The following is a 24,404-nucleotide window of genomic DNA, read 5'->3' as shown; positions in this document are numbered from 1 at the left end:
CTCCGAGGACCACATGCCCTGGACCCCAGCCGCCAGCGACCGCTTCTACCGCCTCCTTGTCCGGACCGGGCTGTTCCTGCGGTGGCTGTTCCGGATCCGCCTGATCGCGACCGGGCAGCAAAACCTGCCCGGCGAAAAAGCGCGCAGTGGCGACACGGCGGCGAGGGCGGTGCTGCCGGGCCGGGGTGCCGTCGTCGCCATCACCCATTTCGGATATCTCGACTTCGCCGCTGCCGAACTGGTGCTGTGGCGGCACAACCGCGGGCAGCTGCGGTTCATGATCCACCAGGGAGCCGCGGACCACTGGCTGGCGGGTCCTTTCATCAGCGCAGCGGGCCAGGTGGTGGTGCCCCGCGGTTCGGGAACTGCGGCCTACGACAACGCCGTGGCCAGGCTCCGCGCCGGCGAATACCTGGCCGTCATGCCCGAGGCCGGCGTAAGCCGCAGCTTCAAGGTCCGCGAATGCAAAACGGGGGCCGTGCGGATGGCGGCCGAGGCGGGCGTGCCGCTCATTCCGGTCTCCGTCTGGGGTGCCCACCGGATCCTGACCCGCGGCAACGGCCTTCCCCTCCACCGCGTCTGGCGCACGCCGGTCCGGGTGCATGTCGGTGAACCGGTGCATCTGGCCACGGGGATCGACGCTGAGGCTGAGACGGCGCGGCTCCGCAGGACCCTCCAGGCGGGCATCGACGCCGCGATCGCCGGCTTTCCCGTGGCGCCGCGGCCGGGCGACTGGTGGATGCCGGCGGACCTCGGCGGCGGCGCCATCTCGGAGGCGGAACGCCAAAAGCTCGATGCGGCCGATCTGGCGAGGGACCGCCGTCGTACTTCCCGAACGGCGCACCCAACTACGTAGCAGCACAGGGCGTTCCCAGACCTGGGAACGCCCTGTGCTGCTACATAGCTGGATCAGCTACATGGCTGGGTCAGTCGGAGACGACGAACGTCTCGGAGCCCTGCCGGCGGGCCTTGCCCGCTTCCATCAGCGGCCCGACGACGGCGCGCAGCGCTGCCATTGAATCGTCCACTTCCATGAGCACCGGGTATTGGTAGGCGATGAGGGCCAGCAGGTCACGGACCGCGGCCTCTGCCTCATCGGCGTCCAGCTCCGGCTCGTGGCCGAGGAACACATCCGAGGGGTGATCAGAGTTGCCCTGGGCATAGCTGATCGCGAAGGCCTGGATCTTGCCCTTCCGGCTTGCCGGCACGCCTGAACCGAAGGCGCTGGCCTTCGGGGCGCGCAGCACGATCGCGCCGTGCGCGCCGCTGAGCTCATCCAGGAACAGCCGCTGCACCGTACCGATGCCCAGTTCGCCCGGGCTGTCCCAGCCGTGGACGGACGAGTAGTACCGGCCCACGACGTCGGAAAGCTCCACGGACCCGGTGGCCAGGTCCTCGATGCGTTCCGACGCCGCTTCCTCGGAACCGTCGCCGAAGACCGGCAGCTTCAGGGCCGCCGGCTCCACCACGACGAGCCGGGTGTGCTGGATCGGGGTGAGCCCGGCCGCCTCCGCGAACGCGGCGCCGGTGGTACCCGGCTCCACCTTGCAGCGCAGCCGGGTAACGCCCGACGGCGATCCCTCCGCCTCGCGGCGCAGCATCATGAGCAGCGTGGAGCCGATCCCGGCCCGGCGGTGGTCGCGGGCGACTTCGACGTACACCCAGAGCCGCTCCGGGTGCAGGCTGGCCTCGTGGACCACGCCGGCGGCAACCGGGATGGCCACGCCGTCGACGACGTCCTCGGCCACGATGCAGCGCCTCCACGGCGCGTTGCCGGAGGGCGCGAGGGTGCCGCGGAACTGACCCGCCTGGTCGGTTTCCGGGTCGCCCCAGATCTCCAGCAGCGCCAGGTCGTCGCCCTCGCGCCATTCACGGTATTGGATCGCCACGGCTAGGCGCCGATCAGCCGTGCGGCCAGGTAGCCCTCCACCTTGTCCAGGGACACGCGTTCCTGGCTCATGGTGTCGCGTTCACGGATGGTGACCGCCTGGTCCTCGAGCGTGTCGAAGTCCACCGTGATGCAGAACGGGGTGCCGATCTCGTCCTGGCGGCGGTAGCGGCGGCCGATGGCCCCGGCGTCGTCGAAGTCGATGTTCCAGTTCTTGCGCAGCTGGGTGCCCAGGTCCTTGGCCTTCGGGGACAGGTCCTCGTTGCGGCTCAGCGGCAGCACCGCGGCCTTGACCGGCGCGAGCCGCGGGTCAAGCTTGAGCACGGTGCGGACGTCCACTCCGCCCTTGGCGTTCGGGGCCTCATCCTCGGTATAGGCGTCGATGAGGAAGGCCATGAAGGACCGGGTCAGGCCGGCGGCGGGCTCGATCACGTACGGCGTGTACCGCTCGTTGGTGGCTTGGTTGAAGTAGCTGAGGTCCGTTCCGGAGGCCTTGGCGTGCGTGGACAGGTCGAAGTCCGTGCGGTTGGCGATGCCTTCGAGCTCGCCCCACTCGGAGCCTTGGAAACCGAAGCGGTACTCGATGTCCGTGGTGCCCTTGGAGTAGTGGCTGAGTTTGTCCTGCGGGTGCTCGAAGAAGCGCAGGTTCTCCTCGCGGATGCCCAGGCCGGTGTACCAGGCCATGCGCTCCTTCATCCAGTACTCGTGCCACTCTTCGTCGGTTCCCGGCTCGACGAAGAATTCCATTTCCATCTGCTCGAACTCACGGGTGCGGAAGATGAAGTTGCCCGGGGTGATCTCGTTGCGGAAGGACTTGCCGATCTGGCCAATGCCGAAGGGCGGCTTCTTCCGGGAGGTGGTGAGCACATTGCTGAAGTTCACGAAGATGCCCTGGGCGGTTTCGGGGCGCAGATAGTGCAGGCCCTCGTCGCTGGCAACGGGGCCCAGGAAGGTCTTCAGGAGGCCGGAGAATTCCTGCGGCTCCGTCCACTCGCCCCGGGTTCCACAGTTGGCGCAGGCGATGTCCTTGAGGCCGTTCTCGGCGGGGCGGCCCTTCTTCTCCTCGTATTCCTCTTCGAGGTGGTCGGCGCGGTAGCGCTTGTGGCAGGAGAGGCATTCGACAAGGGGGTCGGAGAAGACCTCGACGTGGCCGGATGCTTCCCATACCTGGCGGGGCAGGATCACTGAGGAGTCCAGGCCCACCACGTCCTCGCGGCCGCGCACCACTGACTGCCACCACTGACGCTTGATGTTTTCCTTCAGCTCGGCACCGAGGGGTCCGTAGTCCCAAGCGGAACGCGAGCCTCCGTAGATCTCGCCGGCCTGGAAAACGAAACCTCTCCGCTTGGAAAGGGAAATGACCTGGTCGAGGACGGATTTTGCTGCCATGGGAACTCCAATTTCTACAGGGCCGCTGGGTGCGGTCCGCGGTGTCTCTGGCCCTGGACCGCGGCTGGATGCCGGGCGGGGGCGTGTGAAAGGGAAAACTGTGCAGGAAGCTGCGAGTCCTAGCCTACCGGGAGCTGCCTCCGGAAGGCGCCTCGCCTGGGGAAGGCGCTCCCCATCTCCGGAAGGCGCCGCTCATCTTCGGAAAGCACCACGCGGCCAGGGCAGGGTGGCCACGACAATGGACGCGAGGGTCAGCAGGGTCCCCAGAACCGTGGCCGCCTCCACCACGGTGCCCGGCGTGGGGACCAGCAGGTCCAGGCCGAGCGACCCCAGGAGCTGCCCGGCGATCATTCCCAGTCCTGTCACGAGCACGCCGAGGCTGCGGACCAGCAGCGCGCCGAGGCCGATGAACACGCAGCCCATGGGCCCGCCGAGGTAGTACCACCACTCCCCCGGCAGCGGGTTGGCCGGCCCGGCGACGGCCACCTTGATGGACCAGGCAACCCACAGCACGCAGGTTCCGGCGATGAAGTTCACCAGAGTAGCCGCGATTGGGGTTCCGTAGTGCACGGTGGCGGTGCCGTTCATGGCCTGCTGGAAGCTCATCAGGAACCCGGCGAGAACCGGCAGGATGATCGGCAGCAGGAGCGCTGCGGGTTCGGCCGCTCCGCCCGCTGCCGCACTGCCGGCCGCGCCCGCAGCCCCCGCTCCGCCGCCGGCGAACCGGGGCGACACCGCCCAGGAGACGGCCGCGATGGTGAGGATGCAGCCGATGACGCGGATGCCGGTCACGGACTTCTTGCCGGCCGGGCCGATGCCCAGGCGGTCCACGAGCAGGCCGCTCAGTGTCTGTCCGGTGACGGTTGCCACGGTGAAGAGGGCAATGCCCAGCAGCCCCACCGTGAAGGACTGCGCGAAGACGAAGAAGGCGCCGATGCCGCCGGCGAGCGCGTAGTACGGCGGGAAGCGGCGTTCCCGCAGGGCGGGCAGGATTTGGGCGAGGCCGGCGCGGCCGCGCGGAGCCAGCAGGGACACGATGACCATCACGATCAGCCCTGTGCTGAAACTGACGACGGCGGCGGCTATCCCGTCCCCGAGGCGGGCACCGAGGGCCCCGTTGATGCGCCCCTGGACGGGGATGGCAAGCCCGGAGGCCACAGCCATCGGAAGGCCCACGGCAAGGGGCAGCCGGGGTGCATGGGTCATTCGTTTCACCTTACGTCAGGCATTATTACTGGTATGAGCAACCCGGAAATCGAAGAGATCCCCATCCGCGACACCATGATCCGCCTGGGCCAGCTCCTGAAGCTCGCCAACCTCGTGGAGGACGGCGTGGAGGCAACGGAGCTGATCAAGAACGGCCTGGTCAAAGTCAACGGTGAGATCGATGACCGGCGCGGCCGGCAGCTTCACAACGGGGACACGGTCACCGTGAACGGCCAGACCGTCCGGGTCAGCGCTCCCCAGGCGTAAAAGCTTTTGCTGCAGGAGGGCCTACTTGTTCAGCACCTCGTGGGTGAGGAACTCGGACACGTGCCCGACCTCCTGGGCATTGATGCCGTGCCACATGCCGGTGTAAAGGACCTTGGTCAGCTTTACATGCTTGCGAACCCAGCCCATCGTGTATTCGATCTTGTCCGGCGTGATGACCGGGTCCTGCTGGTCCCGGCCCCAGAACAGCGGCACCGTTCCGTCCAGTTCGGCGTCGCGGAACTCGCCGTCGGACTCCGCATTGACCACAAAACCTGAAAGGCCGACGACGGCGGCAAAGTCAGCGGGCCGCTGCCGGAGCAGCGTAGTGGCCATGGCCATGCCCATCGAGAACCCAAGAAGGGTGACCGACGGGTGGTTGGCCTTGACCGTGTCCAGCCAGTCCAGGACGTACGCTGACGCAGCCTTGACGGCGTCGACGGAGTATTCGATCGAGCCGGTCAGCGGGAACCAGGAAAAGCCCGGCCCCATGGCGATGGGTGCGCGGACCGATGCCACCGCGAAGTCGTCCGGCAGCATCTCAGCCAGGCTGAGGAGGTCCTGCTCGTTCGCGCCGTAGCCGTGCAGCAGGACGAGCAGTGGCTTGCCGGCCCTGGCTTCCTCAGGCTTGGACCACAGAACAACGGGGGCAGGAAAGGAGTCGGCTAAAGTCATGGCTCCATTCTTACAGTTACCCATCGGTAACAACCTACGGTGGCGTAGCCAGGCGGTCACGGTACAGGATGGAAAGGTGAGCGGAATCGAACCCATGCAGCAGCCCCCGGAGCCCTTGGAAGAATCCCAGGTGCCTGCGGACCGGCACCCGTGGAGCCGGTATGTGGCGATGGGTGATTCCTTCACCGAAGGTATCGGTGACCCCGAACCCAACAGCCCGGGCGGCTACCGCGGCTGGGCGGACCGGGTAGCAGAAGAGCTCGGACGGGGTCTTGAGGATTTCGCGTATGCCAACCTTGCGGTGCGGGGACGGCTGCTGCAGCAGATCATCGACCAGCAGCTGGCGCCCTGCCTGGCCCTCAAGCCCGATCTGGTGACGCTGTCCGCCGGCGGCAACGACCTCATCCGGCCCGGCGGCGACCCCGATGCCCTGGCCGAACGGCTCGACCCGGTGGTGCAGATCCTGGCGATGAGCGGAGCCACCGTGGTGCTTTTCAACGGCCCGGACACAGGATCGTCCGTCCTTGGGCGGATCCGCAGCAAGGTGGCCATTTACAACGAAAACCTCCGGACCATCGCCGCCCGGCACGACGCGATCATCGCCGACATGTGGTCGCTCCGGCAGCTGAAAGACCCGCAGATGTGGAACGAGGACCGGCTGCACTTCTCGCCGCTGGGACACCACACCATCGCCGCCATGGTGCTCGAAGCCCTGAACGTCCAGCACAGCCTGGAGCCACTCTCGCCGAAGCCGCTCCCGCCGCGCAGCTGGCGCGAGGCCCGCAGCGAAGACCTGGTCTGGGCCCGCGAGTACTTTGTGCCGTGGGTAATCCGGCGCATGCGCCACCGGTCCTCCGGCGACGGCATCGCCCCCAAGCGGCCGACGCCGGGACCCGTATTCGGTCCGGGTGTTCCGTTGGGTTCAGGTGAAGGGCCGCTGGGCCTGGGTGATCCCGTCCGGCATTAGCCGGCGGATGGCTGGGGCAGGTGGCCGGTTGGTAACTGAACTGCCAAAGGTGAGGAGCGGCGTCGGGCATGGAACCCCATGAGGTGCTGCGGACCCGCCTGGCCGGGCAGCAGCTGAGGGATCCGCGGGCCGCCGCGGCGGAGGATGCCCTGAAAAACCTGCTGGCGGTCCAGGCGCAGGAGTTCCCCTACGCGCGCTGGTCGCTGGCCCAGCGGACCACCGGCGCGGCGGCCGCCGACGTGGAGCAGGCAGTTGCCGACGGACGGATCCTCCGGACCCACATCCTGCGGCCCACCTGGCATTTTGTGCACCGCGCTGACCTGCCATGGCTCCGGGCCCTGTCCGCACCACGGCTGCACCGGGCGAACGGCGGCACGTACCGCAAGACCGGGATCGACGATGCGGCAGCGTCCCGGAGCGCCGGAGTGCTGGCGGAAGCGGTGTCCGGCGGCGTGCACCTCACCCGTGAGCAGCTGGCTGCAAGTCTGCAGGGTGCGGGATTCCCGGCCAAGGGACTCGCCCTCGCATACCTGATCATGCACGCCGAGATCAGCGGGGTGCTGGTGAGCGGCGCTCCCGTCCGCAGACCCGGCGGCGCGCTGCGGCAGACGTACGCGGCGTTCGATGAGCGCGTGGCCGGGGCCACCCCGGCTGCCGTGCCCTCACGGGAGGAATCGTTGGCGGCCCTGACTCTGAGGTATTTCGGAAGCCGCGGGCCCGCCACCGTCCGGGACTGCGCGGACTGGTCCGGACTCACGATGACTGATGTGCGCAGGGGGCTGGCACTGGCAGGAGAGAGCGCTCCGGGCGCCATCGTTTCCGCCAGCTTCGACGGCGCCGAGTTCTATCTCCGGCCGCCGGAGGCTGAGGAGGCGCAGGGGCGGGGCGGGGAGTCGGCGCCGGCGGGTGCCTGGGATGGCCAGCCGCAGATCGACCTGATCCAGTGCTACGACGAATACATCATGGGCTATTCGGTCTCACGGCACTACTTCGGCGGAAGCGCGCCGGCCTATCCCTTTGGCGACAATCCCATGCACGTGGTCCTGCTCGACGGGGTACTGGCGGGCTCCTGGCGGCATTCCCTGGTCCGGCGGGGGTCCGCCGCACAGCGCTGCGTACTGGACATCCGGCTCTCCCGGCCGCTCGGAAGGGAGCTGGAAAACGCGTTGGACCTGGCGGTGGCAAGGTACGGGGACTTCCTCGGCATGCCGGCGGTCCGGATTCCGGCTGGCACCTGACGTCCAGTGCGGACCTCCAGCGACGATGTGCGCCCTGGGCATAAGGATCCTGGACGCGTTCCCCGGCGGGACTAAGCTGGAATGGACACTCACCGAGAGGGCCCCACCGTGTTCGACTTGTTTTTCTGGATCATCATTCTGGCCGTCCTGGTTCCCATGGGCATGCGGATGTACCGGCGGTCGGTCCAACAGCGGAACCAGGGGCCCGGCCTGCCCGGACAGTACCCCGGCCAGTTTCCCAACCAGATCGACGACCAGTTCGGCAACCAGCCAGGCAGCCGGTTCGGCGGCCCGTTCCAGGGCCGTCCGGACAACCGGCCCCGGGACGGATACACGCAGCAGGACTATTTCAGCGGTGGATTGGCGTTTCCGCAGCGCGGTGGCCGGGAAGAGCTTCCGCCCCTGAATCAGCCCTACCCGGGTCAGCCGAACCCCAACCAGCCCGGTCCCGGCGGCACTGGTGCGCCGTCCTGGCGGCAGGGGCCGGTCCCCTACGAGGACAGCCCCGAATACCGGGCCAACCCGCCCCAACCACAACAGAACCCGGTTACTGGCCCGGCGCCCTCCGCTCCCCCGCCGCCGTCGGCCCCGCAGGGTTTCCGGGCGCGGAAACTGGCCGAACTGGACCAGCAGTACAGCGACGGCCAGATCTCCATGGAGGAGTACATGGCCCGGCGCAACGACATCATGAACGGTTAGGCAGCCGGCCGCCGCTGTAGGCTACGGGCTGACCGCCAGGGTGACAGGTGCTGCCGTCGAGGGTCCGCCGCATTCGGCCGTGCCACCGATCCGCTGCCAGTTCAATTGCACCTTTTCTTCCGCGAGGGTCCCGCCCACGGCGTCCAGAGCCCGTACGGTCGCTGATCCGGGAGAGTCCATGTCGAAGCTAAAGCGCCAGGTGTCCGCGCCGACCTTCTCGACCGCGATGCGGTGAACGGCAGGACCACCACCCGGGGGGAAACCGAGACCGTTGGCGCCGGTCGGTGTCGTGGTCGGGCTTGGAGATACCGGCTGCGGGGTGGGGCGTTCGGTCGCCCGGGAACACGCGTCCGGCGTGCACAGCTGGACCCAGGCGACGTTACGGGTGTCCCCAGCCAGGGCCACAGTGACTGAGTTGTTCCACCCGATTGCCGGGCAAACCCGCGCGCATCCCGTCACCGGCAGGAGCCCTGACAGCAGGACTGCAAGGCAGGCAATGGATCTCAGCCGGGGCATGCGGCCAGCATAGATCCCCCCATGCCCGCAGGATAGGTGCCTGCAGGATAGGTGTCCGCCGGCCGTCGCGTTTGGCCGGTCCTTCCCGGCAGGCTGACCGCAGCCGGTGGAGGCCCCGCATCGGAACTGCGCCTACGCAGCGAGCGGATCCTGATTGCGTTCACGCTTCAGGGATTTGGCACGATGAAGCAACTCCCGTTTACGGCCTAGGCGTATGGCTATAGTCGGGGTCCCAGCCGCGGGCGGCGGTGCAGTGGATTGGCTGGTGCAGCTGGTTAGTCCGCGGTTTTCGGGCAGGCCGGGGTCAAGGCCGTTGAGTATGGCTTGGATTTGTGGTGGCCAGTGGGGTGGTTCCCAGTCGGGTTGTTCGCTGGGATAGTGGCGGCCGGTGGGTGAGGTCCAGCCGGGAGGGTCGTTGGCGGTGGCGGCGGTAGGGGCCCAGGCGGAGCCGTGTTTGAGGCGGTGGTGTTTGGGGCAGGGTTGGCTAAGGTTGCTGATCCCGGTGGGTCCGCCGCGGGCCCAAGCCAGGAGGTGGTCGGCGTCGTTGTCCAGGGAGTGGTTGTTGCAGGCCGGGAACGTGCATTTGGCGTCCCTGAGCCGGAGCCATTGCCGTATGGGTTTGGGGATGCGGTAGCTGGTCCGCCCGATCTCCAGGGGAGCGCCGTCGCGGGGGTCGGTCAGCACCCTGCGGAATGACGGTGCCTCGGCGACGAGTGCACGGGCCATGGAGGGCGGGATCGGCCCGTACCCGTCGAGCAGGGCCGGTTCCTCGGTCAAGCCGAGCAGGGAAAACGCCGGAACCGTGACCAGGACCTGGGCCACGGGCGAGGGGACACCCCCGACCGGCGCAAGGCCTTCCTGTGCCCTTTCAACAGTACTGCCGCCGGTGTGGCCGCTCCCCGGGCCACCCGCAACGCCGCCAGACCCGGTACCGTCTGCCGCCCCCTCGACGATTTCACCCGTGATACTGACCGGCGTGGGTTCGAGGCCGGTGGTGAGGAGCCAGGTTGAGGCGATGTCGGCGCGCAGCTGGGTGAGGGTCCTGGCCTCGGCCGGTCCCTGCATGGCCCGGGCGGCGGCGGTGGTGCGGTCCCAGATCCCGGCCGCCTGCGCCGCGGGCAGGTAGGCCGAAAACCAGGCCATCCCGTCCCGGTCCGGGATGTACTCCACCCGCCGGTCAGCGGCACTGCGGCTGTGGCGTGTTTCGATGCTGACCCGGTGGTGCCGCTCCCGCCAGGTGCGGACCTTCGCCCGGAACCGGCACGGAACAAGCTCCCCCGCCGGGCAGCCCCTGGCCGGGACCGGCGCGGCCGGGTCGAGGAAATGCGCCTCCAACGCTGCCGCCCCGGCCGGATCGAGGTCCGCGGTCTCGTCCACCATAATCCGGGCGTGCTGCCAAGAAACGGACCCTGCCTGCAGCGCGGACAACGTCAACGGCAGCCCGGTGATCAGGATGCCGGCCTCGAACCGAAGTGCACTGGCGGCGCGTTCGCTGATGGTCAGGACACCGGCGATCTCCGATGTCACGGCCATCTCCCTGACGGTACGGTCCTGCGGGGACGCGGCTGGCGGCGTCACGGCCTTCTCCACGTGGGCGTAACCGGCAACGAGCCGCACCTTCAAAGCCGCCATACGCGCTTCCATTTTGGCCAGCTCGGCCAAACCATCAAGGCACGCATCCGCCCGATCCCGCAACGGATCGGCCACGCCCCGTCCACGCCCGAGATCTGCCCACCCTTCAGCAGGCCATTTCCCATAGCGAGATCAACAAAAACAGCCAGCGCACCGACCGAGGCGCCGATAGCCTCCACCGTCTCCACAGCTGCACTGCTTTCCATACCCGAAGCATCTCACCGGGCACCGACATTTTTACTGCGCGGGCGCGGCTCTGGGGCCACACCTGCCTGTGAGGACCGTTCGCGCGAAATCCCTTACGGCGCCGGGAAAAGGAACAGCCCGCGGCCCGCTGCTTGTGGCTGCGGGACGCGGGCTGGGGCATAGGCCGGTCGTGACCGGCCCAAACTCAAGTTTTGATGTAAACCGAGTTTCGAGTTTAGTCGATCTGCGGGAAGCCGAGGTCAATGACCGAGGTGGACGGATCCGGCCAGCGCGTGGTGACCACTTTGCCGCGGGTGTAGAACCGGATACTGTCCGGACCATACATGTGGGTGTCGCCGAACAGCGAGTTCTTCCAGCCGCCGAACGAGAACGTGCCCACCGGGACGGGGATGGGAACGTTGACGCCCACCATTCCGGCATCGACGTCGAACTCGAACTGCCGTGCTGCGCCGCCGTCGCGGGTGAAGATGGCCGTGCCGTTGCCGAACTCGTTCTCGTTGACCAGCCGGACGGCGTCGCTGTAGGTGTCGACGCGGACCACCGACAGGACCGGGCCAAAGATCTCGTCGTCGTACACCCTCATGCCGGGCTTGACGTGGTCAACCAGGCTGACGCCGATGAAGAAGCCGTTCGAATCGAACTGCTGCGAGCGCCCGTCGACGACGACCGTGGCGCCTTCGCTTTCCGCTCCCGCAACGTAGGAGGCCACGCGGTCCCGGTGCTCCGCGGTGATCAGCGGACCCATCTGGGAGGCCGGATCGGTTCCCGGACCAATCTTGAGGCCCGCCATGCGGCTGGAGATCGCCTGCACCAGGTCGTCCGCGATGTTGCCCACTGCGACGAGGACGCTGACGGCCATGCAGCGTTCGCCCGCCGAACCGTAGGCAGCGGAAACCGCGGCGTCGGCCGCCATGTCCAGGTCGGCGTCGGGCAGCACCACCATGTGGTTCTTCGCCCCGCCCAAAGCCTGGACGCGCTTGCCGTGGTCGGCTGCCCGCTTGTAGATGGACTGCGCGATGGGCGTGGAGCCCACGAAACTCACCGCTTTCACCTCGGGGTGCTCGAGCAGGACGTCGACGGCTTCCTTGTCCCCCTGGACCACGTTCAGCACGCCGGCGGGCAGCCCCGCTTCGGCAAAGGCCTCGGCGATGAAGATGGCGGCCGAGGGATCCTTCTCGCTGGGCTTCAGCAGCACGGTGTTGCCGCAGGCCAGGGCGCTGCCGATCATCCACAGCGGCACCATGGCCGGGAAATTGAACGGGGTAATGCAGGCCACCACGCCCACCGGCTGGCGCACTGAGTGGACGTCGATGCCGCTGGAGACCTGCTCCGAGCGCTCACCCTTGAGCATGTGGGACAGGCCCGTGGCGAACTCGATGTTCTCCAGGCCGCGGGAGATTTCCCCTTCGGCGTCGGAGAGGACCTTCCCGTGCTCACTGGTGAGAATGGCCGCTAGCTCGGGCTTGCGCTGGTTCAGGATTTCGCGGACCCGGAAGAAGATGTTGGTGCGCTTGGCCAGGCTGGTTGCCCGCCACGCCGGGAGCGCGGCGCGGGCGGAGGCGATCGCCTCTTCAGTCCGCGACGCCGAGGCGAGCGCCACCTGCTTCTCCTGTTCCCCGGTGGCGGGGTTGAAGACGGGACCGAAACGTTCGGCGTCGCTGACGCGGCTGCCGTTGATGAAATGCGGAATGGTTTCCAAGGGAAGTCTCTCTTCGTGCGTTGCTGGCAGGTGGGACTGGGAAAAGTGTCTGGCCGTGAGGGCTACTTCGCGGAGCCCAGCGAGCCGTCGGCGAGCTTGATGATCATCGAGCAGTCCTTGCCCGCCTCACCGGCGTCAATGAGCTGCTGGAACAGCTGCTGGACGTGCTTTCCGATCTCGAGCGGCGTGCCGGTGTCCTCGGCGGCGCTGATGGCCAGGCCGATGTCCTTGTTCGCCAGTTCGGTGGTGAAGGTGGGCGCAAAGTCGTTGTTCGAGGCCGCGGTGGGGACGACGCCGGGCACCGGGTACCAGGTCCGCAGCGCCCAGGAGTCGCCCGAGGAGACGGACGCGATGTCCCAGAAGACCTGCTTGTCCAGGCCCAGCCGGTCAGCCAGGACCGCACCCTCGGCGGTGGAGGCGAGGTTGATGAAGAGCATCAGGTTGTTGCAGATTTTGGCTGCCTGCCCGGTGGTGGCGCCGCCGGTGGGGATGATGTTCGCTGCCATCGGGCCGATGTAGCCGGTGGCGTCCGCAACGGCGCCCGCCTCGCCGCCCACCATGAAGGTCAGCGTCCCCGCCTTGGCACCGCTCATGCCGCCCGAGACCGGGGCGTCCACAAAGCGGAAGCCGGCGGCAGCAGCGGCGTCGTGCAGTTCCTGGGCGGACGCGATGTCGATGGTGGAGGAATCCACCAGCAGCGTGCGGGTGTCGGCATGCGCGAGGACGCCGTCTTCACCGAGGTAGACCGCACGGGCGTGCTCGCCCTTGGGCAGCATGGTGAACACAACGTCAGCGCCGTCGACGGCCTCGGCAATGCTGCCGACCGGCTTGACGCCGGCCTCCTCTGCGGCGGCCAGCGCTGCGGGATTGAGGTCAAAACCGCGGACATCGTGCCCCGCCTTGGCCAGGTTCGCGGACATGTTGCCGCCCATGTTTCCGAGGCCAATCCAGCCGATTACTGCCATTCGTAAGCTCCTTTGCTTCGGATCCGGCCGCTCGGGCCGGAAGCTCTGTGTCCACAATCACACCCTGCTAGAGTGCAATCAAGGGGAAAAATTACAGACGGTATGTGCACTGATGCACACAGATGAAAGGCTTGCCGTGGACCTGAGGCGGCTTCCGAGCCCGGACGACCTGCTGATCCTGCTGACAGTTGCGCGTCTGGGCAGGTTCAACGCGGTGGCGGAAACCCTGGGCACCACCCACACCACCATCTCCCGCCGGATCCTCGCCCTGGACAAGCAGCTTGGCGGGCGCACTCTTGAACGCAGCCCGCAGGGCTGGGAGCTGACCCAGCTCGGTGCCGCCGCCGTGGAGGCGGCGGAAGCCATCGAGAACACTCTTGGATCACTTTCCGGCCTGATCAGCCAGGACCAGAGCGCCCTGTCCGGGCTGGTGCGGGTGGCGACGACGGACGGTGTGGGAGCCGTGTTCGTTACGCCGGCGCTGGTCCGGTTGCAGCAGCAGAACCCGCAGCTGAACATCGAGATGCTGAGCGCCACGCGGAAGGTCAGTCAGAACAGGTCCGGCGTGGACCTGGAAATCGTGGTTGGCCGGACGGATGTCAGCAACGCCCAAACAATCTTCCTGAGCAATTACTACCTGCGCCTCTACGCCAGCCCCGGCTACGCCGCGGAGCATGGACTGCCGGGAACGCTCGACGACGTCGGGCAGCACGGCTTTGTCTCTTACGTTGAGTCTGCGCTCCAGGTGGCCGAGTTGGGGCACCGCTGGTCCTCGCAGCTGCCGATGCCTACCTCGAGCTTCCAGGCCACGAGTGTCTTCGCCCAGGTTGAGGCGGTGCGGCAGGGCGCAGGCATCGGGCTGCTGCCGAACTTCATGGTGGCCGGGCAGCCGGATTTCGTTCCCGTCCTCGCCGGCGACTTCGAGCGCCAGCTGCCCATCTGGGCGGTGGCGCGGCCGGAGTCCCTCCGCTCGGCTGCGGTGCAGGCCGTCATCTCGTCACTCAAGGAGGAGGTCAAGGCCCGGGCGGGCCTGCTGGCGGGCTGACGCGCGCCTGCCCGCCGTACCCCCGTCAGGCCGTGCCCCCGTCAGGCCGTGCCCCCGTCAGGCCGTGAACAGCCGCCGCACCACTTGCCCGGACGCCAGCGCATCCAGTCCCTCGTTGATCTCGGTGAGCGGCCTGGTGTCGGTGTGCAGCAGTTCCACCGGCAGCCGGCCCTCCCGCCAGTAGCCGAGGTAGAGCGGGATGTCCCGCCCGGGAACGGCATCGCCCATGTACGAACCAAGCAGGCGTTTGCCGGCCCCGGCGAACTGCAGCGCCGGCACTGTCAGCTCTGCTGAGGGATGGGGCAGACCGACCGAGACGACGGCGCCGCCCCGGGTCACGTGCCCGAGGCACGCGGCGATCACGCCGGCCGAGCCAACCGCTTCGACAGCGACGTCGACCCCGTCCCCGGCGGCTTCCGCGATGAGTCCGGCCGCGTCCTCGGGCGTCCCCACGGCGGTGGCGCCGCAGTCGAGGGCGAGCTGGTGCTTGCCGGAATTGGGATCGATGGCGATCACGCTGCCGGCCTCCGCGAGGGAGGCGGCCATGACGGCGGAAAGGCCCACTGCCCCCAGCCCGAAGACGGCCACCGACTGGCCGGCCGTGACGGCGGCGGTGTTGAGCACAGCGCCCATGCCGGTGAGTACGGCGCAACCGAACATCGCCGCAACGGTGTCCGGGACGTCGTCGTCAATTACCACCACGGACTCCCGGGCCACTACGGCGTAATCGGCGAAAGCCGAGACGCCCAGGTGATGGTTGATGCGCTCCCCTGCCGGCGTCCGCAGCAGCGCCTCGCCGTGGAGCAGGTCGCCGGAGCCGTTGACCTCGGCCGCCTGGTGGCAGAGCGCGGGACGGCCGGACCGGCAGGCACGGCAGTCCCCGCAGCTCGGCACGAAGACCAGCACCACGTGGTCCCCCACGGACACGTCGGAGACGCCGCCGCCGACAGACACGACCCGCCCCACGGCCTCGTGGCCCAGCGCCATGGGCAGGGGCCGGACCCGCGAACCGTCCACCACGGAAAGGTCCGAGTGGCACAGGCTGGAGTAGGTGATGGCAACACCCAGCTCGCCGGCGCGCGGCTCGGGCCGGGCCAGCTCCTGCACCACCAGGGGCCGGGCGTCCGCGTAGCTGGGCTTCTGCGATGCACTACCGGTGCTGGGGACGGCGGAGTAGAGGACTGCTGCTTTCATGGAAATCCTTGGTCTCGGTGAACGGGCAACTGCCCGGCCCCGCACGGGTGGCGGGTCCGGGCAGCTGCTGGATGCTCGTCAGGGTCGAGGCTAAAGCCGGGCCTACTTCTTGCCGGCTGCGAGCAGGTCGGCAGTGCCCTGGGCGTCGGCCGCGTCCACGTCGTGGAGCGAGATGCCGCGGGTTTCCTTCAGGAAGAACACCGCGACAGCGGTGATGGCGCAGGCAATCAGCAGGTAGATGGCCACCGGGACGGAGGACTTGTAGGTGCTCAGGAGCGACGCGGCGATGATCGGGGCCAGCGAACCGGCCACGATGGAGGTCACCTGGTAGCCGAGCGAGACGCCGGAGTAGCGCATCCGGGTGGGGAACATTTCCGCCATGATCGCCGGCTGGCCGGCGTACATCAGTGCGTGGAACAGCAGGCCGATCATGATGGACGCCAGGATGATGACGTCGTTCTTGGTGTCCATCATCGGGAAGGCGAAGAAGCCCCAGGTGGCACCGAGGATTGCCCCGGCCATGTATACGGGCTTGCGGCCGAAGCGGTCCGACATCTTGCCCACCAGCGGAACGGCGGCGAAGTGCACGGCATGGGCCAGCAACAGCAGCAGCAGGATCCGCGTCGTGTCGGCCTGGACAACCGTCTTCAGGTAAGTGATGGAGAAGGTCACCACGAGGTAGTAAAGGATGTTCTCGGCAAAGCGCAGGCCCATGGCTGTGAAAACGCCGCGCGGGTAGCGCCTGAAGACCTCGGCCACGCCGTAGCCCTTGTGCCCCGCCTCGACCTCTTTGCGGGCTTCGAGGAAGATCGGGGCGTCGTTGACCTTGGTGCGGATGTAGTAGCCGATGAGGACGATCACCGCGGAGAGCCAGAACGCGACGCGCCAGCCCCAGCCGAGGAAGGCTTCCTGGGTCAGGGTGGAGGACAGGATGAACAGCACGGCCGTAGCGAGCAGGTTGCCCATGGGCACGGCGGACTGCGGCCAGCTGGCCCAGAATCCGCGGGACTTGCTGGGGCTGTGCTCTGCCACGAGGAGGACCGCGCCGCCCCATTCGCCGCCGACCGCGAAGCCTTGGGCGAACCGCAGGAAGACCAGGAGCGCGGGCGCCCAGTAGCCGATCTGCTGGAACGTCGGGAGGCAGCCCATGAGGAAGGTGGAGACACCGACCAGGATGATGCTCAGCTGCAGCAGCTGCTTGCGGCCGAACTTGTCGCCGAAGTGCCCGAAGACGATGCCGCCGATCGGGCGGGCAATGAAGCCGACCGCGTACGTGAGGAAGGCGGCGATGATGCCGTCCAGCTCGGTGCCGGCGTTGGGGAAGAAGGTCTTGCCGAAGACCAGGGTGGCAGCCGACGCGTAGAGGAAGAACTCATACCACTCCACGACGGTGCCGGCCATGGACGCCGTGACAACTTTCTTGAGGCCTGTGGCCTTGATATCGGTTTCCTCTGCACGCCTTGCGGCGGAGCTTTCCGTACTCATTGCGAACTCCTTCGGCGTCTTCCTCGACGCCACGGGGACCAGTCGATGGCGAACTGGTGTGATGCGCACCACGAACGCCGGATTCAACGAGTATGGTCTGCCGATGACGCAAGCTCAACGCCAAATAGTGCAGGGCACATCTGCATAAATGCACATATGCGGCATCGGCATTGCCACGATACGGTCGGCTCCGGCGCCGCGGACCGGCCCTGGAGTCAGTTCAGGAGGTGTGCCCTGAGCTGGGCGTTCAGCTGGCCGATCTCCGTGAGGAAGCCGTCGTGGCCGATGGGCGAATCGATCATGTGGACATCCACGTCCCCGGGCAGGGCCTCGGCGAGTTCCAGCGACTGGGCGGGAAAGTACAGCCGGTCCGTCTCCACGGCGGCAACGAAGAAGTCCGCGGAGGCCCGCGCCAGGGCTTCCTTGAGCGTCCCTCTCCCCCGGGCGACGTCATGGCTCATGAGCGCTTCCGTCAGGGCGATGTAGCTGTTGGCGTCGAAGCGCCGGACCAGCTTGCTGCCCTGATGGTCGAGGTAGCTCTCCACCTGGTACCGGCCACGGTCCGCCAGGGCGTCGGCCTGCAGCGGCTCTTCGGCGGCCTGGGCGTTCCTGCCGAACCGGAAATCGAGTTCGTAGGCAGACCGGTAGGTAATGTGCGCAATCCGCCGTGCGAGCGCCAGGCCCTCCACGGGTTCCGGCCCGCCGTAGTAGTCGCCGCCGTTGAAGTGGCGGTCCTGCCGGATAGCAAGAGTCTGCGCCTGGGCGAAGGCGATCTGTTCAGCCGTGCTCCTGGCACCGACGGAGATGACACCGCAGCGGCGCACCCGCTCCGGGAAAGTCACTGCCCATTCGAGGGCGCGGGCCCCACCCATGGAACCGCCCACCACCGCGTGCCAGCTGCTGATGCCGAGCCGGTCGGCGAGCCTGGCCTCGGCGAGGGTGGAGTCCCTGAGCGTCACCAGCGGAAAGCGCGAACCCCAGGGTTTGCCGTCCGGAGCGGCCGACGACGGTCCCGTGGACCCGTAACAGCCGCCCAGGATATTGATGGAAATGACAAAGAACCTGTTAGTGTCCGCCGGCGCGCCGGGCCCGGCGAACTGTTCCCACCAGCCCTCCTCGTCACCGGCACCCCGCGTCACGTGCGTGCTGCCGGTGAGGGCATGCTGAACGAGGATGGCGTTGGAGCCGTCCTCGTTGAGGGTTCCCCAGGATTCGTAGGCCAGTGTGACGTCCGGCAGGAAGCCTCCGGCCTCGAGCTCCAAGCCGCCAATGTTGACGTACCGGACTGTGCCGTCCTGGTTTGCGCCGCCGGGAGCGGTGCCGTCCAGACCCGTCCGGTGCGGAGCCCCGGCGGCCGGAAGGTCGGTGCTGCTGACAGAAATCGTCATAGGTAAACCTCTTCTTCGCGCTTGCCCGCCGACAGCTGTCCGGCAGGCCAGGTCTTCACCCGGGGCACCCCACCGCGGAAGGAGGGTTGCCGGCCAGCAAGCCGGGGCTGTCGCTGGCACTCATGACCTGTTGCCCAGTTTACGAAACACGCGGACATCTGCGCGAAGAATGTGACGGCTGTGTGACTCCCGGGCCTTTTCCGGGGCCTTTTTCGCCGGCACTCATGACCTGCGATCAGTGCACGAATGGCTCTGTTACGCGCACAGCTTTGTGACGAACTTCGACAAAGTATGGACTTTTCTCCAGGTTAGGCAACCCTAAGCTGAGAGCCCCGTCACAAAGTGCCAAGATGAGGGCATGCGCATGGATCACGTCTCTTACGCCTGTGAACACGATGGCCTCGCGGCCACCACCGAACGTATCTCCTCTGCCCTCGGCGTCGAAGCCGTAAAGGGCGGAGTGCACCCCCGGTTTGGAACCCGGAACATGATCATCCCCCTGGCAGGCCACAAGTATCTCGAGGTTGTTGAGGTCCTGGACCACCCGGCGTCGGACAAGGCACCGTTCGGCCAGGCCGTCCGGGCCCGGTCCGCAGCGGGCGGCGGCTGGATGGGCTGGTGCGTCGAAGTTGACGACCTTGCCCCCTTCGAGGAGCGTCTGGGCCGCTCCGCCGTCAACGGCAACCGCAAGTTCCCCGACGGCCGGGAGTTGGTCTGGAAGCAGATTGGCATCCTGGGCCTGATCGCGGACCCGCAGGTTCCGTACATGCTGAAGTGGGAAGGCGATCCGGGACTGCACCCGTCCAACGCCTACGACAGCAATGTGAAGATGTCCAGCCTCACGATTGCGGGCTCTGCCGAGCGCGTGACCGAGTGGCTCGGCGAGCCCGTCGAACGGCCGCTTGAGGATGTCGCAGTGAACTGGGTGGCCCCGCACGGCACTCCGGGAATCCTCTCCGTCACGTTCGAAACCGCGGCAGGCGCCGTCACCATCTGACGCATTTTCTGCCCTTAACTTCGGCCGCCATCAGCAGGTGCCAACGACGCCACCCGCCGATGGCGGCCGAATCATTTTTAACGGCTGCCAGCGCAGGACCGATGACGTGGGACCGCCAGCCCAGGACCACTAACCCAGCCCGGCCGCCTTGCCGAACAGACTGAAGCCGACGAACGCCACGATGTCCAGCAGCGCGTGCGCGATGACGAGCGGCATCACCCGGCGGGTTTTGGTGTAGACCCAGGCGAAAACGACGCCCATGACCGCGTTTCCGATGAAGGGCCCGAACCCCTGGTACAGGTGGTAGCTGCCGCGAAGCATCGAGGAGACAAAGATCGCCAGGGGCATGGACCAGCCGAACTTGGCGAACCGGTCCAGGAGATAGCCCACCACAATGACTTCCTCCACGATCGCGTGGCGCATGGCGGACAGGATCAGCACGGGCACTGTCCACCAATATGCGTCCAGGCCGCTGGGGATGATCGCCGTCGTAATTCCCAGGGCACGTCCGGCGGCGTAGAGGCCCAGCGACGGGATGCCGATCAGGGCGGCCAGCCCGAGCCCCTGCACCAGGTCCTTTCCGGGCCGGGCAAAGTTGAATCCCAGCTTCCGGAAGGCGGAGCCGGCGTCGTGCCCGGACCCGGCCTTCGCCTGGCGCTGGTCTGTCATAAAGTAGATCACCAGCAGGACCGGCACCAGGGCGAAGATGATGTCCAGCAGCTGGTACGTCAGGTCGAAGTACTCCCGGGTGCTTTGTGACCTATTCAGCGTGGACGTCCCCTGCGCCAGCGGTGCCCGGGTCATCTTGTCCAGCAGCTGCACCACGGAATAGACGGCGGACTGCCCCAGCGACAACCCCAGGACAATCCAGACTTCGAACCGCAGCCGGCGGCGGGAGGGAACCAACATGTTCCTATCTTGCCTGTACCTGCTGGTACTTTCCTGTCAGCCTGTTGGCTCCTGCCATTCGCTTCCTGCTGGCCAGTCGGTTCCTGTCCGGCTGCGGGCTGACCCTATGCTGGGAAACCATGAGCGCTCCCGGGAAAGTCATCATGATCCGGCACGGCCAGTCGGCGGCCAACGCGGACACCTCCATCTACAACAGGGTGCCCGACTACCGGATTCCACTGACGGAGCTCGGACTGGAGCAGGCGAAGGCCGCCGGGGAGCGCATCCGCCGGGAGCTGGACGGACGGCAGGTGAGCGTCTACGTGTCTCCGTACCTGCGCGCCTACCAGACCCTCGAGGCGCTCAACCTGGGAGCCCTGACCGAGCGGGTGATCGAGGAGCCGCGGCTGCGGGAGCAGGACTGGGCCAACTTCCAGATTTCCGGCGACATCGAGGACCAAAAGGAACTCCGCAACGCCTACGGCCACTTCTTCTACCGCTTCCGGGAGGGCGAGTCCGGCTCCGACGTCTACGACCGGATCTCCTCGTTCATGGAAACCCTGTACCGGCACTGGTCCAAGCCGGACTACTCCCCCAACGCCCTGCTGGTCACGCACGGGCTGACCATGCGCCTGTTCTGCATGCGCTGGTTCCACTGGTCGGTGGAGTATTTCGAGTCGCTGAACAACCCCGAAAACGCCGAAGTCCGCATGCTGGTGCGCAACAGTCTGGGCAAGTACGAACTCGACACGCCCTTCACCCAGTGGGTGGACCGGAGGGTGGACGAGACGGTGCTGGACGCACCGCCGGTAATCTTTTAGGCGCCGGCCACGATCACTTCGGTGCCGCGGGCCTCGAACGCGGCCTTGTCCGCCGCAGAAATGCCGGCATCGGTGATGAGCCGGGTGAAGTCGTAGCCGTCCATGGTGGCGAACGCCCGGCGGCCCACCTTCGAGGAATCTGCGATCACGTAGGAGACGCTGGCACGGCTGGCCAGCAGCGCATTGACCGTTGCCTCGGCCTCGCCGGTGTTGGTGGGCCCCACCTCGGCGTCGACACCGTTGACCCCGATGAAGGCGATGTCCAGCACTACCTTCTGCATGATGATGTCCGTGTACGGGCCCACGAGCTCATAGGACCGGGTGTTGAGGATGCCGCCTGTCACCATCACCTTGAGGTTGGGCCGGACGGCAAGCTGCGAGGCGATGTTGATCGCGTTGGTGACCACCGTGAGGGTGGGCTGGTTCGACGGCGAATTGAGGTCCTCGCGGGTGGCCAGGATCTGCGCCAGGGCGGTGCTCGTGGTGCCGCCGCAGAGCCCGATCACCATGCCCGGGGCAATGAGCGCCGAGGCGGCCAGGGCAATCTCCTGCTTGGCCACGGCGTGGTCGTCCCGGTTGTACCTGCCGGGAAGGTCGTAGGCCAGGGCGCCGGTGGTGGCGCCGCCGCGGGTCCGCGTCAGCAGCCGCCGCTTGGCCAGGCTGTCCAGGTCGCGCCGGGCGGTTGCGGGTGACACGCCGAGCCGGGTGACGATCTCCTCGACTTCCACCTGGCCGGTCGCGGCAAGGAGATCAAGGATGGCCGTCAGTCGGTCGGTGCGGGTCATGCAGGGCCTTTCAGGATCCAAAAGCGCCACGAAAAATGACGCTTTGTGATTGTAGCAGACCCGTAATGATCATGTTCCGTCACGAACGTCGGGCGGTGGCCCCGCCTGACACTACCGTGCGCGCACCCCTGCGCGCCAAACCGCGTGGGTGAGCGGCATGCCGGGCCGGTAGGCGAGGTGGGTGGCGGACGGGGCGTTGAGGACGTGCAGGTCCGCCCGGTGCCCCACGGCGATGGAGCCCACTGCGCGTTCGCCGTCGACGTCGTTGCCGGACTCGCGCTGCAGCGCCAGGGCGCCGCCGTACGTCGCCGCCCGGACGGCCTCGTGGACGCTCAGGCCCATCTGGAGGACGGCGGTGGTGACGCAGAACGCCATGGAACTCGTGTAGGACGTGCCGGGGTTGCAGTTGGACGCGAGCGCCAGGGGCACACCGGCGTCCAGCAGTTGCCGGCCGGGGGCCAGCGGCTGCCGGGTGGAAAGGTCGCAGGCCGGCAGGCAGGTGGCCACCGTTCCGCGCCGGCCCGTTCCTGCGGCGGCATCCCAGCCGGTCCAGCCGGCGGCGAGGCCGGCGATGTCCTGCTCCGAGAGATAGTTGACGTGGTCCACGCTCGCTGCGCCGAACTCCACGGCGAGGCGGACCCCGGCGCCGTGACCCAGCTGGTTGCCGTGCACCCGCAGCCCCAGCCCGGCGTCGCGGCAGGCCTGCAGCACGGAGCGGGACTGCTCCTCCGAGAAGGCGCCGCGTTCGCAGAACACGTCGGCCCACCGGGCGTAGGGGCGGACCGCGTCCAGCATCGGGCCGCAGACGAGTTTGGCGTACTCCTCCGCGTCCATCCCGGCCGGCACCAGATGGGCGCCCAGGTAGGTGACCTCGTCCGCCACGGTCGACGCGATCCGGGCGCTTCTGGCCTCCTGCTCCACGTCGAGGCCGTAGCCCGTTTTCGTTTCCAGGTACGTCGTGCCTTGCGATACCGCTTCGGCGACGCGCCCCTGCGCCAGCCGTGTGAGGTCGTAGTCGCCGGTGGTCCGGGTGGCTTCGGTGGTGACGGCGATGCCGCCGGCGCTGTAGTCCTCCCCCGCCATCCGCGCTTCGAATTCGGCCGTCCGGTCACCGGCGAAAATCAGGTGCGTGTGGGAGTCCACCCAGCCGGGCAGCACGGCCCGGCGGCCGGCATCCACGGCGTCGTCGGCCGCCGGTGCGCCGGATGCCTGGCCAATCCACGAGATCCGTTCCCCCTCGATCACCACTGCCGCGTCCTTGAGGACACGGTGTTCCGGGTCCTGGGTCATCAGTTCGGCGATGTTGGTGATCAGGGTGCTCATGGATCCATTCTTCAGCGCCGGATGGACCAGCGCGTCGCAGCCAGCGCATCCGCCGTCCGGGATACCGGACCGGCACTGGTTTCTCCCGCGGCGTTGGTTTCCGGACCCGCCAGGATCTGGGCCGCGGCCAGTTCCGCGATGCCGGACGACGTCTGGAATCCGTAGCCGCCCTGGCCGGCGAGCCAGAAGAACCCGCGGGCCTCGGCGTCGAACCCCACGACCGGGACGCCGTCGGCCGCCTCGGTGCGCAGGCCGGTCCAGGCCCTCCGGACGGGGCCGATCCCCAGCGTCGTCAGCGTATTGAGCCGGGCGATGAGCCGCTCCACGTCCCCGGGACGGGGACGTGCGTCCTCCGCCGGGCTGGCCACGTGCTCCGACGGTGAGATCAGCACGTCGCCGCCTTCCCTGCGGAAGTAGAAGGAGTCGTCGGCGGCAGCCACCATGGGGCTTCCCTCCGGCAGTGGATGGTCGACGCCGACAATCGCCGCCGTGCGCCGGTACGGCTGCAGGCCGATCTTCTCGACGCCGCTCAGCACCGCCAGTTCGTCCGCCCAGGCGCCGGCGGCGTTGACCAGGACGCCGGCGGAGAAGCCTTCCTGCCCGGCGCCGATCTCCCAGCCCGATCCGAGCCGCTGGGCGGAGTGCACGCGGGCACCGGTAATGATGTCCACGCCGGCAGCTTCGGCACGCTCCCGGTGCCTTGCCAGCAGCACCGGGGCGTCACACCCGAAGGACCCGGTGGCCAGCCCCGCGGCGGAGAAGGACTCCGGTTTCAGGGCCGGGCACAACCCGAGCGCTTCCCCGTGGCTGATCAGGCGCATCTCGCCGCTGGCCTCGGCCCGCACCGTCTCTTCGTCCCCGATGAGCATAAAGCTTCGCGGCGTCAGCACGGGCTGGGGCTGTCCGGCGTCGTCCGCTGCAATCAGCTCGAGGGTGCGGACCGTGAGTTCCTGGACCACCGGCGGACCGTAGCTGGGGATGAGCTGCCGGGCCGAGCGTGAGGACGTGTGGTACGCCAGCTGCTGCTCCGCCTCCACGAGCGCGACGGTGCATTTGCCGGCCAGCGCGGAGGCCAATGAAAGGCCGGCAATCCCGCCGCCCGCAATGACCACGTCATAGGTTGATGCCATGGG

General features: G+C 67.7%; 22 protein-coding genes, 1 pseudogene and 1 riboswitch. Of the genes and pseudogenes, 8 read left to right on the top strand and 15 right to left on the bottom strand.

The genetic code is table 11. The annotated features are described in order from the left end of the window. Window positions 1–13: 13 nt before the first annotated feature. Window positions 14–856, top strand: coding sequence for a lysophospholipid acyltransferase family protein (locus tag ABRP34_RS21480; protein WP_353711712.1), 843 nt, complete (start codon window positions 14–16; stop codon window positions 854–856). A gap of 70 nt (window positions 857–926) precedes the next feature. On the opposite strand, the gene ABRP34_RS21475 is transcribed toward ABRP34_RS21480, so the two are convergent. The 3 genes from ABRP34_RS21475 to ABRP34_RS21465 all read right to left on the bottom strand — a co-directional run bounded on the left by ABRP34_RS21475 (window position 927) and on the right by ABRP34_RS21465 (window position 4,483). Next, on the bottom strand, window positions 927–1,889 hold the full coding sequence (locus tag ABRP34_RS21475) for a GNAT family N-acetyltransferase (protein WP_353711711.1): 963 nt from the start codon (window positions 1,887–1,889) through the stop codon (window positions 927–929). A gap of 2 nt (window positions 1,890–1,891) precedes the next feature. Beyond that, window positions 1,892–3,277, bottom strand: coding sequence for a glycine--tRNA ligase (locus ABRP34_RS21470; protein WP_003802092.1), 1,386 nt, complete (start codon window positions 3,275–3,277; stop codon window positions 1,892–1,894). Window positions 3,278–3,469: 192 nt separating this feature from the next. Next, complete coding sequence (locus tag ABRP34_RS21465) at window positions 3,470–4,483, bottom strand: DMT family transporter (RefSeq protein ID WP_353711710.1); 1,014 nt, start codon at window positions 4,481–4,483, stop codon at window positions 3,470–3,472. A 33-nt stretch (window positions 4,484–4,516) separates the two neighbouring features. Between ABRP34_RS21465 and ABRP34_RS21460 the strand changes: the two genes are divergently transcribed. Next, on the top strand, window positions 4,517–4,750 hold the full coding sequence (locus ABRP34_RS21460) for an RNA-binding S4 domain-containing protein (protein WP_003802087.1): 234 nt from the start codon (window positions 4,517–4,519) through the stop codon (window positions 4,748–4,750). Window positions 4,751–4,771: 21 nt separating this feature from the next. On the opposite strand, the gene ABRP34_RS21455 is transcribed toward ABRP34_RS21460, so the two are convergent. Then, window positions 4,772–5,422: an alpha/beta fold hydrolase gene (locus ABRP34_RS21455; protein WP_003802085.1), complete on the bottom strand. Its 651-nt coding sequence runs from the start codon at window positions 5,420–5,422 to the stop codon at window positions 4,772–4,774. Window positions 5,423–5,516: 94 nt separating this feature from the next. Here ABRP34_RS21455 and ABRP34_RS21450 point away from each other — a divergent pair, with 94 nt between their 5' ends. From ABRP34_RS21450 to ABRP34_RS21440, 3 genes are all read left to right on the top strand, one after another. Further along, entirely contained in the window at window positions 5,517–6,389 is an 873-nt protein-coding gene (locus tag ABRP34_RS21450; protein ID WP_353713437.1) for an SGNH/GDSL hydrolase family protein, read from the top strand. Window positions 6,390–6,457: 68 nt separating this feature from the next. Next, a complete protein-coding gene (locus ABRP34_RS21445; protein ID WP_353711709.1) occupies window positions 6,458–7,627 on the top strand; it encodes a winged helix DNA-binding domain-containing protein in 1,170 nt (389 codons plus the stop codon). Window positions 7,628–7,708: 81 nt separating this feature from the next. Beyond that, complete coding sequence (locus ABRP34_RS21440; RefSeq protein WP_353711708.1) at window positions 7,709–8,326, top strand: hypothetical protein; 618 nt, start codon at window positions 7,709–7,711, stop codon at window positions 8,324–8,326. Window positions 8,327–8,347: 21 nt separating this feature from the next. On the opposite strand, the gene ABRP34_RS21435 is transcribed toward ABRP34_RS21440, so the two are convergent. The 4 genes and pseudogenes from ABRP34_RS21435 to mmsB form a co-directional block, all read right to left on the bottom strand. Further along, window positions 8,348–8,842 carry a hypothetical protein gene (locus ABRP34_RS21435; RefSeq protein ID WP_353711707.1) on the bottom strand — a complete coding sequence of 165 codons (495 nt, stop codon included), beginning with the start codon at window positions 8,840–8,842 and terminating at the stop codon, window positions 8,348–8,350. A gap of 336 nt (window positions 8,843–9,178) precedes the next feature. Beyond that, a pseudogene (locus ABRP34_RS21430) lies at window positions 9,179–10,599 on the bottom strand (DUF222 domain-containing protein); the annotation flags it as partial. Window positions 10,600–10,895: 296 nt separating this feature from the next. Further along, entirely contained in the window at window positions 10,896–12,380 is a 1,485-nt protein-coding gene (locus tag ABRP34_RS21425) for a CoA-acylating methylmalonate-semialdehyde dehydrogenase (RefSeq protein WP_353711706.1), read from the bottom strand. 62 nt (window positions 12,381–12,442) lie between these two features. Further along, window positions 12,443–13,345 (bottom strand): 3-hydroxyisobutyrate dehydrogenase, encoded by a 903-nt coding sequence (mmsB, locus tag ABRP34_RS21420; protein WP_003802066.1) that lies wholly within the window; start codon window positions 13,343–13,345, stop codon window positions 12,443–12,445. A gap of 112 nt (window positions 13,346–13,457) precedes the next feature. On the opposite strand from mmsB, the gene ABRP34_RS21415 reads away from it, so the two are divergent. After that, window positions 13,458–14,390: a LysR family transcriptional regulator gene (locus ABRP34_RS21415; RefSeq protein WP_353711705.1), complete on the top strand. Its 933-nt coding sequence runs from the start codon at window positions 13,458–13,460 to the stop codon at window positions 14,388–14,390. Between the two features lie 57 nt (window positions 14,391–14,447). Here ABRP34_RS21415 and ABRP34_RS21410 read toward each other — a convergent pair whose 3' ends face one another. The 3 genes from ABRP34_RS21410 to ABRP34_RS21400 form a co-directional block, all read right to left on the bottom strand. Then, window positions 14,448–15,584, bottom strand: coding sequence for an alcohol dehydrogenase catalytic domain-containing protein (locus ABRP34_RS21410; protein WP_003802062.1), 1,137 nt, complete (start codon window positions 15,582–15,584; stop codon window positions 14,448–14,450). A gap of 102 nt (window positions 15,585–15,686) precedes the next feature. Continuing rightward, the gene (locus ABRP34_RS21405) at window positions 15,687–17,069 is read right to left on the bottom strand and encodes an MFS transporter (RefSeq protein WP_003802059.1); all 1,383 of its coding nucleotides are present in this window, start codon (window positions 17,067–17,069) and stop codon (window positions 15,687–15,689) included. 215 nt (window positions 17,070–17,284) lie between these two features. Beyond that, entirely contained in the window at window positions 17,285–18,457 is a 1,173-nt protein-coding gene (locus tag ABRP34_RS21400) for a homoserine O-acetyltransferase (RefSeq protein ID WP_353711704.1), read from the bottom strand. A gap of 12 nt (window positions 18,458–18,469) precedes the next feature. Further along, a riboswitch (SAM riboswitch) is annotated at window positions 18,470–18,585 on the bottom strand. Window positions 18,586–18,815: 230 nt separating this feature from the next. Between ABRP34_RS21400 and ABRP34_RS21395 the strand changes: the two genes are divergently transcribed. Further along, window positions 18,816–19,454: a VOC family protein gene (locus ABRP34_RS21395; RefSeq protein WP_003802054.1), complete on the top strand. Its 639-nt coding sequence runs from the start codon at window positions 18,816–18,818 to the stop codon at window positions 19,452–19,454. Window positions 19,455–19,583: 129 nt separating this feature from the next. Here the strand turns inward: ABRP34_RS21395 and ABRP34_RS21390 are convergent, their stop codons facing one another. Continuing rightward, window positions 19,584–20,363: a CPBP family intramembrane glutamic endopeptidase gene (locus ABRP34_RS21390; protein ID WP_353711703.1), complete on the bottom strand. Its 780-nt coding sequence runs from the start codon at window positions 20,361–20,363 to the stop codon at window positions 19,584–19,586. 119 nt (window positions 20,364–20,482) lie between these two features. Here ABRP34_RS21390 and ABRP34_RS21385 point away from each other — a divergent pair, with 119 nt between their 5' ends. Continuing rightward, window positions 20,483–21,163 carry a histidine phosphatase family protein gene (locus ABRP34_RS21385; protein WP_353711702.1) on the top strand — a complete coding sequence of 227 codons (681 nt, stop codon included), beginning with the start codon at window positions 20,483–20,485 and terminating at the stop codon, window positions 21,161–21,163. On the opposite strand, the gene ABRP34_RS21380 is transcribed toward ABRP34_RS21385, so the two are convergent. From ABRP34_RS21380 to ABRP34_RS21370, 3 genes are all read right to left on the bottom strand, one after another. Then, window positions 21,160–21,948, bottom strand: coding sequence for a DeoR/GlpR family DNA-binding transcription regulator (locus ABRP34_RS21380; RefSeq protein ID WP_353711701.1), 789 nt, complete (start codon window positions 21,946–21,948; stop codon window positions 21,160–21,162). The two genes, ABRP34_RS21385 and ABRP34_RS21380, sit on opposite strands and share 4 nt — an antisense overlap. 111 nt (window positions 21,949–22,059) lie before the next feature. Next, window positions 22,060–23,271: an amidohydrolase family protein gene (locus tag ABRP34_RS21375; RefSeq protein WP_003802047.1), complete on the bottom strand. Its 1,212-nt coding sequence runs from the start codon at window positions 23,269–23,271 to the stop codon at window positions 22,060–22,062. A gap of 11 nt (window positions 23,272–23,282) precedes the next feature. Then, window positions 23,283–24,401, bottom strand: a complete 1,119-nt coding sequence (locus ABRP34_RS21370) for an FAD-dependent oxidoreductase (protein ID WP_353711700.1) — start codon at window positions 24,399–24,401, stop codon at window positions 23,283–23,285. Window positions 24,402–24,404: the final 3 nt, after the last annotated feature.

Origin of the sequence: Arthrobacter sp. K5 (assembly GCF_040448525.1) — a bacterium.
GTDB lineage: Bacteria > Actinomycetota > Actinomycetes > Actinomycetales > Micrococcaceae > Arthrobacter > Arthrobacter globiformis.
Note: the sequence above shows the minus strand (reverse complement) of the source record. Positions and strands in the feature narration are given on the sequence as shown.

What these genes read in the sequence shown, in the direction of transcription:
- ABRP34_RS21480 (WP_353711712.1), top strand. Translation starts at nt 14, where the DNA reads ATGCCCTGGACCCCAGCCGCCAGCGACCGCTTCTACCGCCTCCTTGTC.
- ABRP34_RS21470 (WP_003802092.1), bottom strand. Translation starts at nt 3,277, where the DNA reads ATGGCAGCAAAATCCGTCCTCGACCAGGTCATTTCCCTTTCCAAGCGG.
- ABRP34_RS21465 (WP_353711710.1), bottom strand. Translation starts at nt 4,483, where the DNA reads ATGACCCATGCACCCCGGCTGCCCCTTGCCGTGGGCCTTCCGATGGCT.
- ABRP34_RS21460 (WP_003802087.1), top strand. Translation starts at nt 4,517, where the DNA reads ATGAGCAACCCGGAAATCGAAGAGATCCCCATCCGCGACACCATGATC.
- ABRP34_RS21455 (WP_003802085.1), bottom strand. Translation starts at nt 5,422, where the DNA reads ATGACTTTAGCCGACTCCTTTCCTGCCCCCGTTGTTCTGTGGTCCAAG.
- ABRP34_RS21450 (WP_353713437.1), top strand. Translation starts at nt 5,517, where the DNA reads ATGCAGCAGCCCCCGGAGCCCTTGGAAGAATCCCAGGTGCCTGCGGAC.
- ABRP34_RS21445 (WP_353711709.1), top strand. Translation starts at nt 6,458, where the DNA reads ATGGAACCCCATGAGGTGCTGCGGACCCGCCTGGCCGGGCAGCAGCTG.
- ABRP34_RS21440 (WP_353711708.1), top strand. Translation starts at nt 7,709, where the DNA reads ATGGACACTCACCGAGAGGGCCCCACCGTGTTCGACTTGTTTTTCTGG.
- ABRP34_RS21435 (WP_353711707.1), bottom strand. Translation starts at nt 8,842, where the DNA reads ATGCCCCGGCTGAGATCCATTGCCTGCCTTGCAGTCCTGCTGTCAGGG.
- mmsB (WP_003802066.1), bottom strand. Translation starts at nt 13,345, where the DNA reads ATGGCAGTAATCGGCTGGATTGGCCTCGGAAACATGGGCGGCAACATG.
- ABRP34_RS21415 (WP_353711705.1), top strand. Translation starts at nt 13,458, where the DNA reads ATGCACACAGATGAAAGGCTTGCCGTGGACCTGAGGCGGCTTCCGAGC.
- ABRP34_RS21410 (WP_003802062.1), bottom strand. Translation starts at nt 15,584, where the DNA reads ATGAAAGCAGCAGTCCTCTACTCCGCCGTCCCCAGCACCGGTAGTGCA.
- ABRP34_RS21405 (WP_003802059.1), bottom strand. Translation starts at nt 17,069, where the DNA reads ATGAGTACGGAAAGCTCCGCCGCAAGGCGTGCAGAGGAAACCGATATC.
- ABRP34_RS21400 (WP_353711704.1), bottom strand. Translation starts at nt 18,457, where the DNA reads ATGACGATTTCTGTCAGCAGCACCGACCTTCCGGCCGCCGGGGCTCCG.
- ABRP34_RS21395 (WP_003802054.1), top strand. Translation starts at nt 18,816, where the DNA reads ATGCGCATGGATCACGTCTCTTACGCCTGTGAACACGATGGCCTCGCG.
- ABRP34_RS21390 (WP_353711703.1), bottom strand. Translation starts at nt 20,363, where the DNA reads ATGTTGGTTCCCTCCCGCCGCCGGCTGCGGTTCGAAGTCTGGATTGTC.
- ABRP34_RS21385 (WP_353711702.1), top strand. Translation starts at nt 20,483, where the DNA reads ATGAGCGCTCCCGGGAAAGTCATCATGATCCGGCACGGCCAGTCGGCG.
- ABRP34_RS21380 (WP_353711701.1), bottom strand. Translation starts at nt 21,948, where the DNA reads ATGACCCGCACCGACCGACTGACGGCCATCCTTGATCTCCTTGCCGCG.
- ABRP34_RS21375 (WP_003802047.1), bottom strand. Translation starts at nt 23,271, where the DNA reads ATGAGCACCCTGATCACCAACATCGCCGAACTGATGACCCAGGACCCG.
- ABRP34_RS21370 (WP_353711700.1), bottom strand. Translation starts at nt 24,401, where the DNA reads ATGGCATCAACCTATGACGTGGTCATTGCGGGCGGCGGGATTGCCGGC.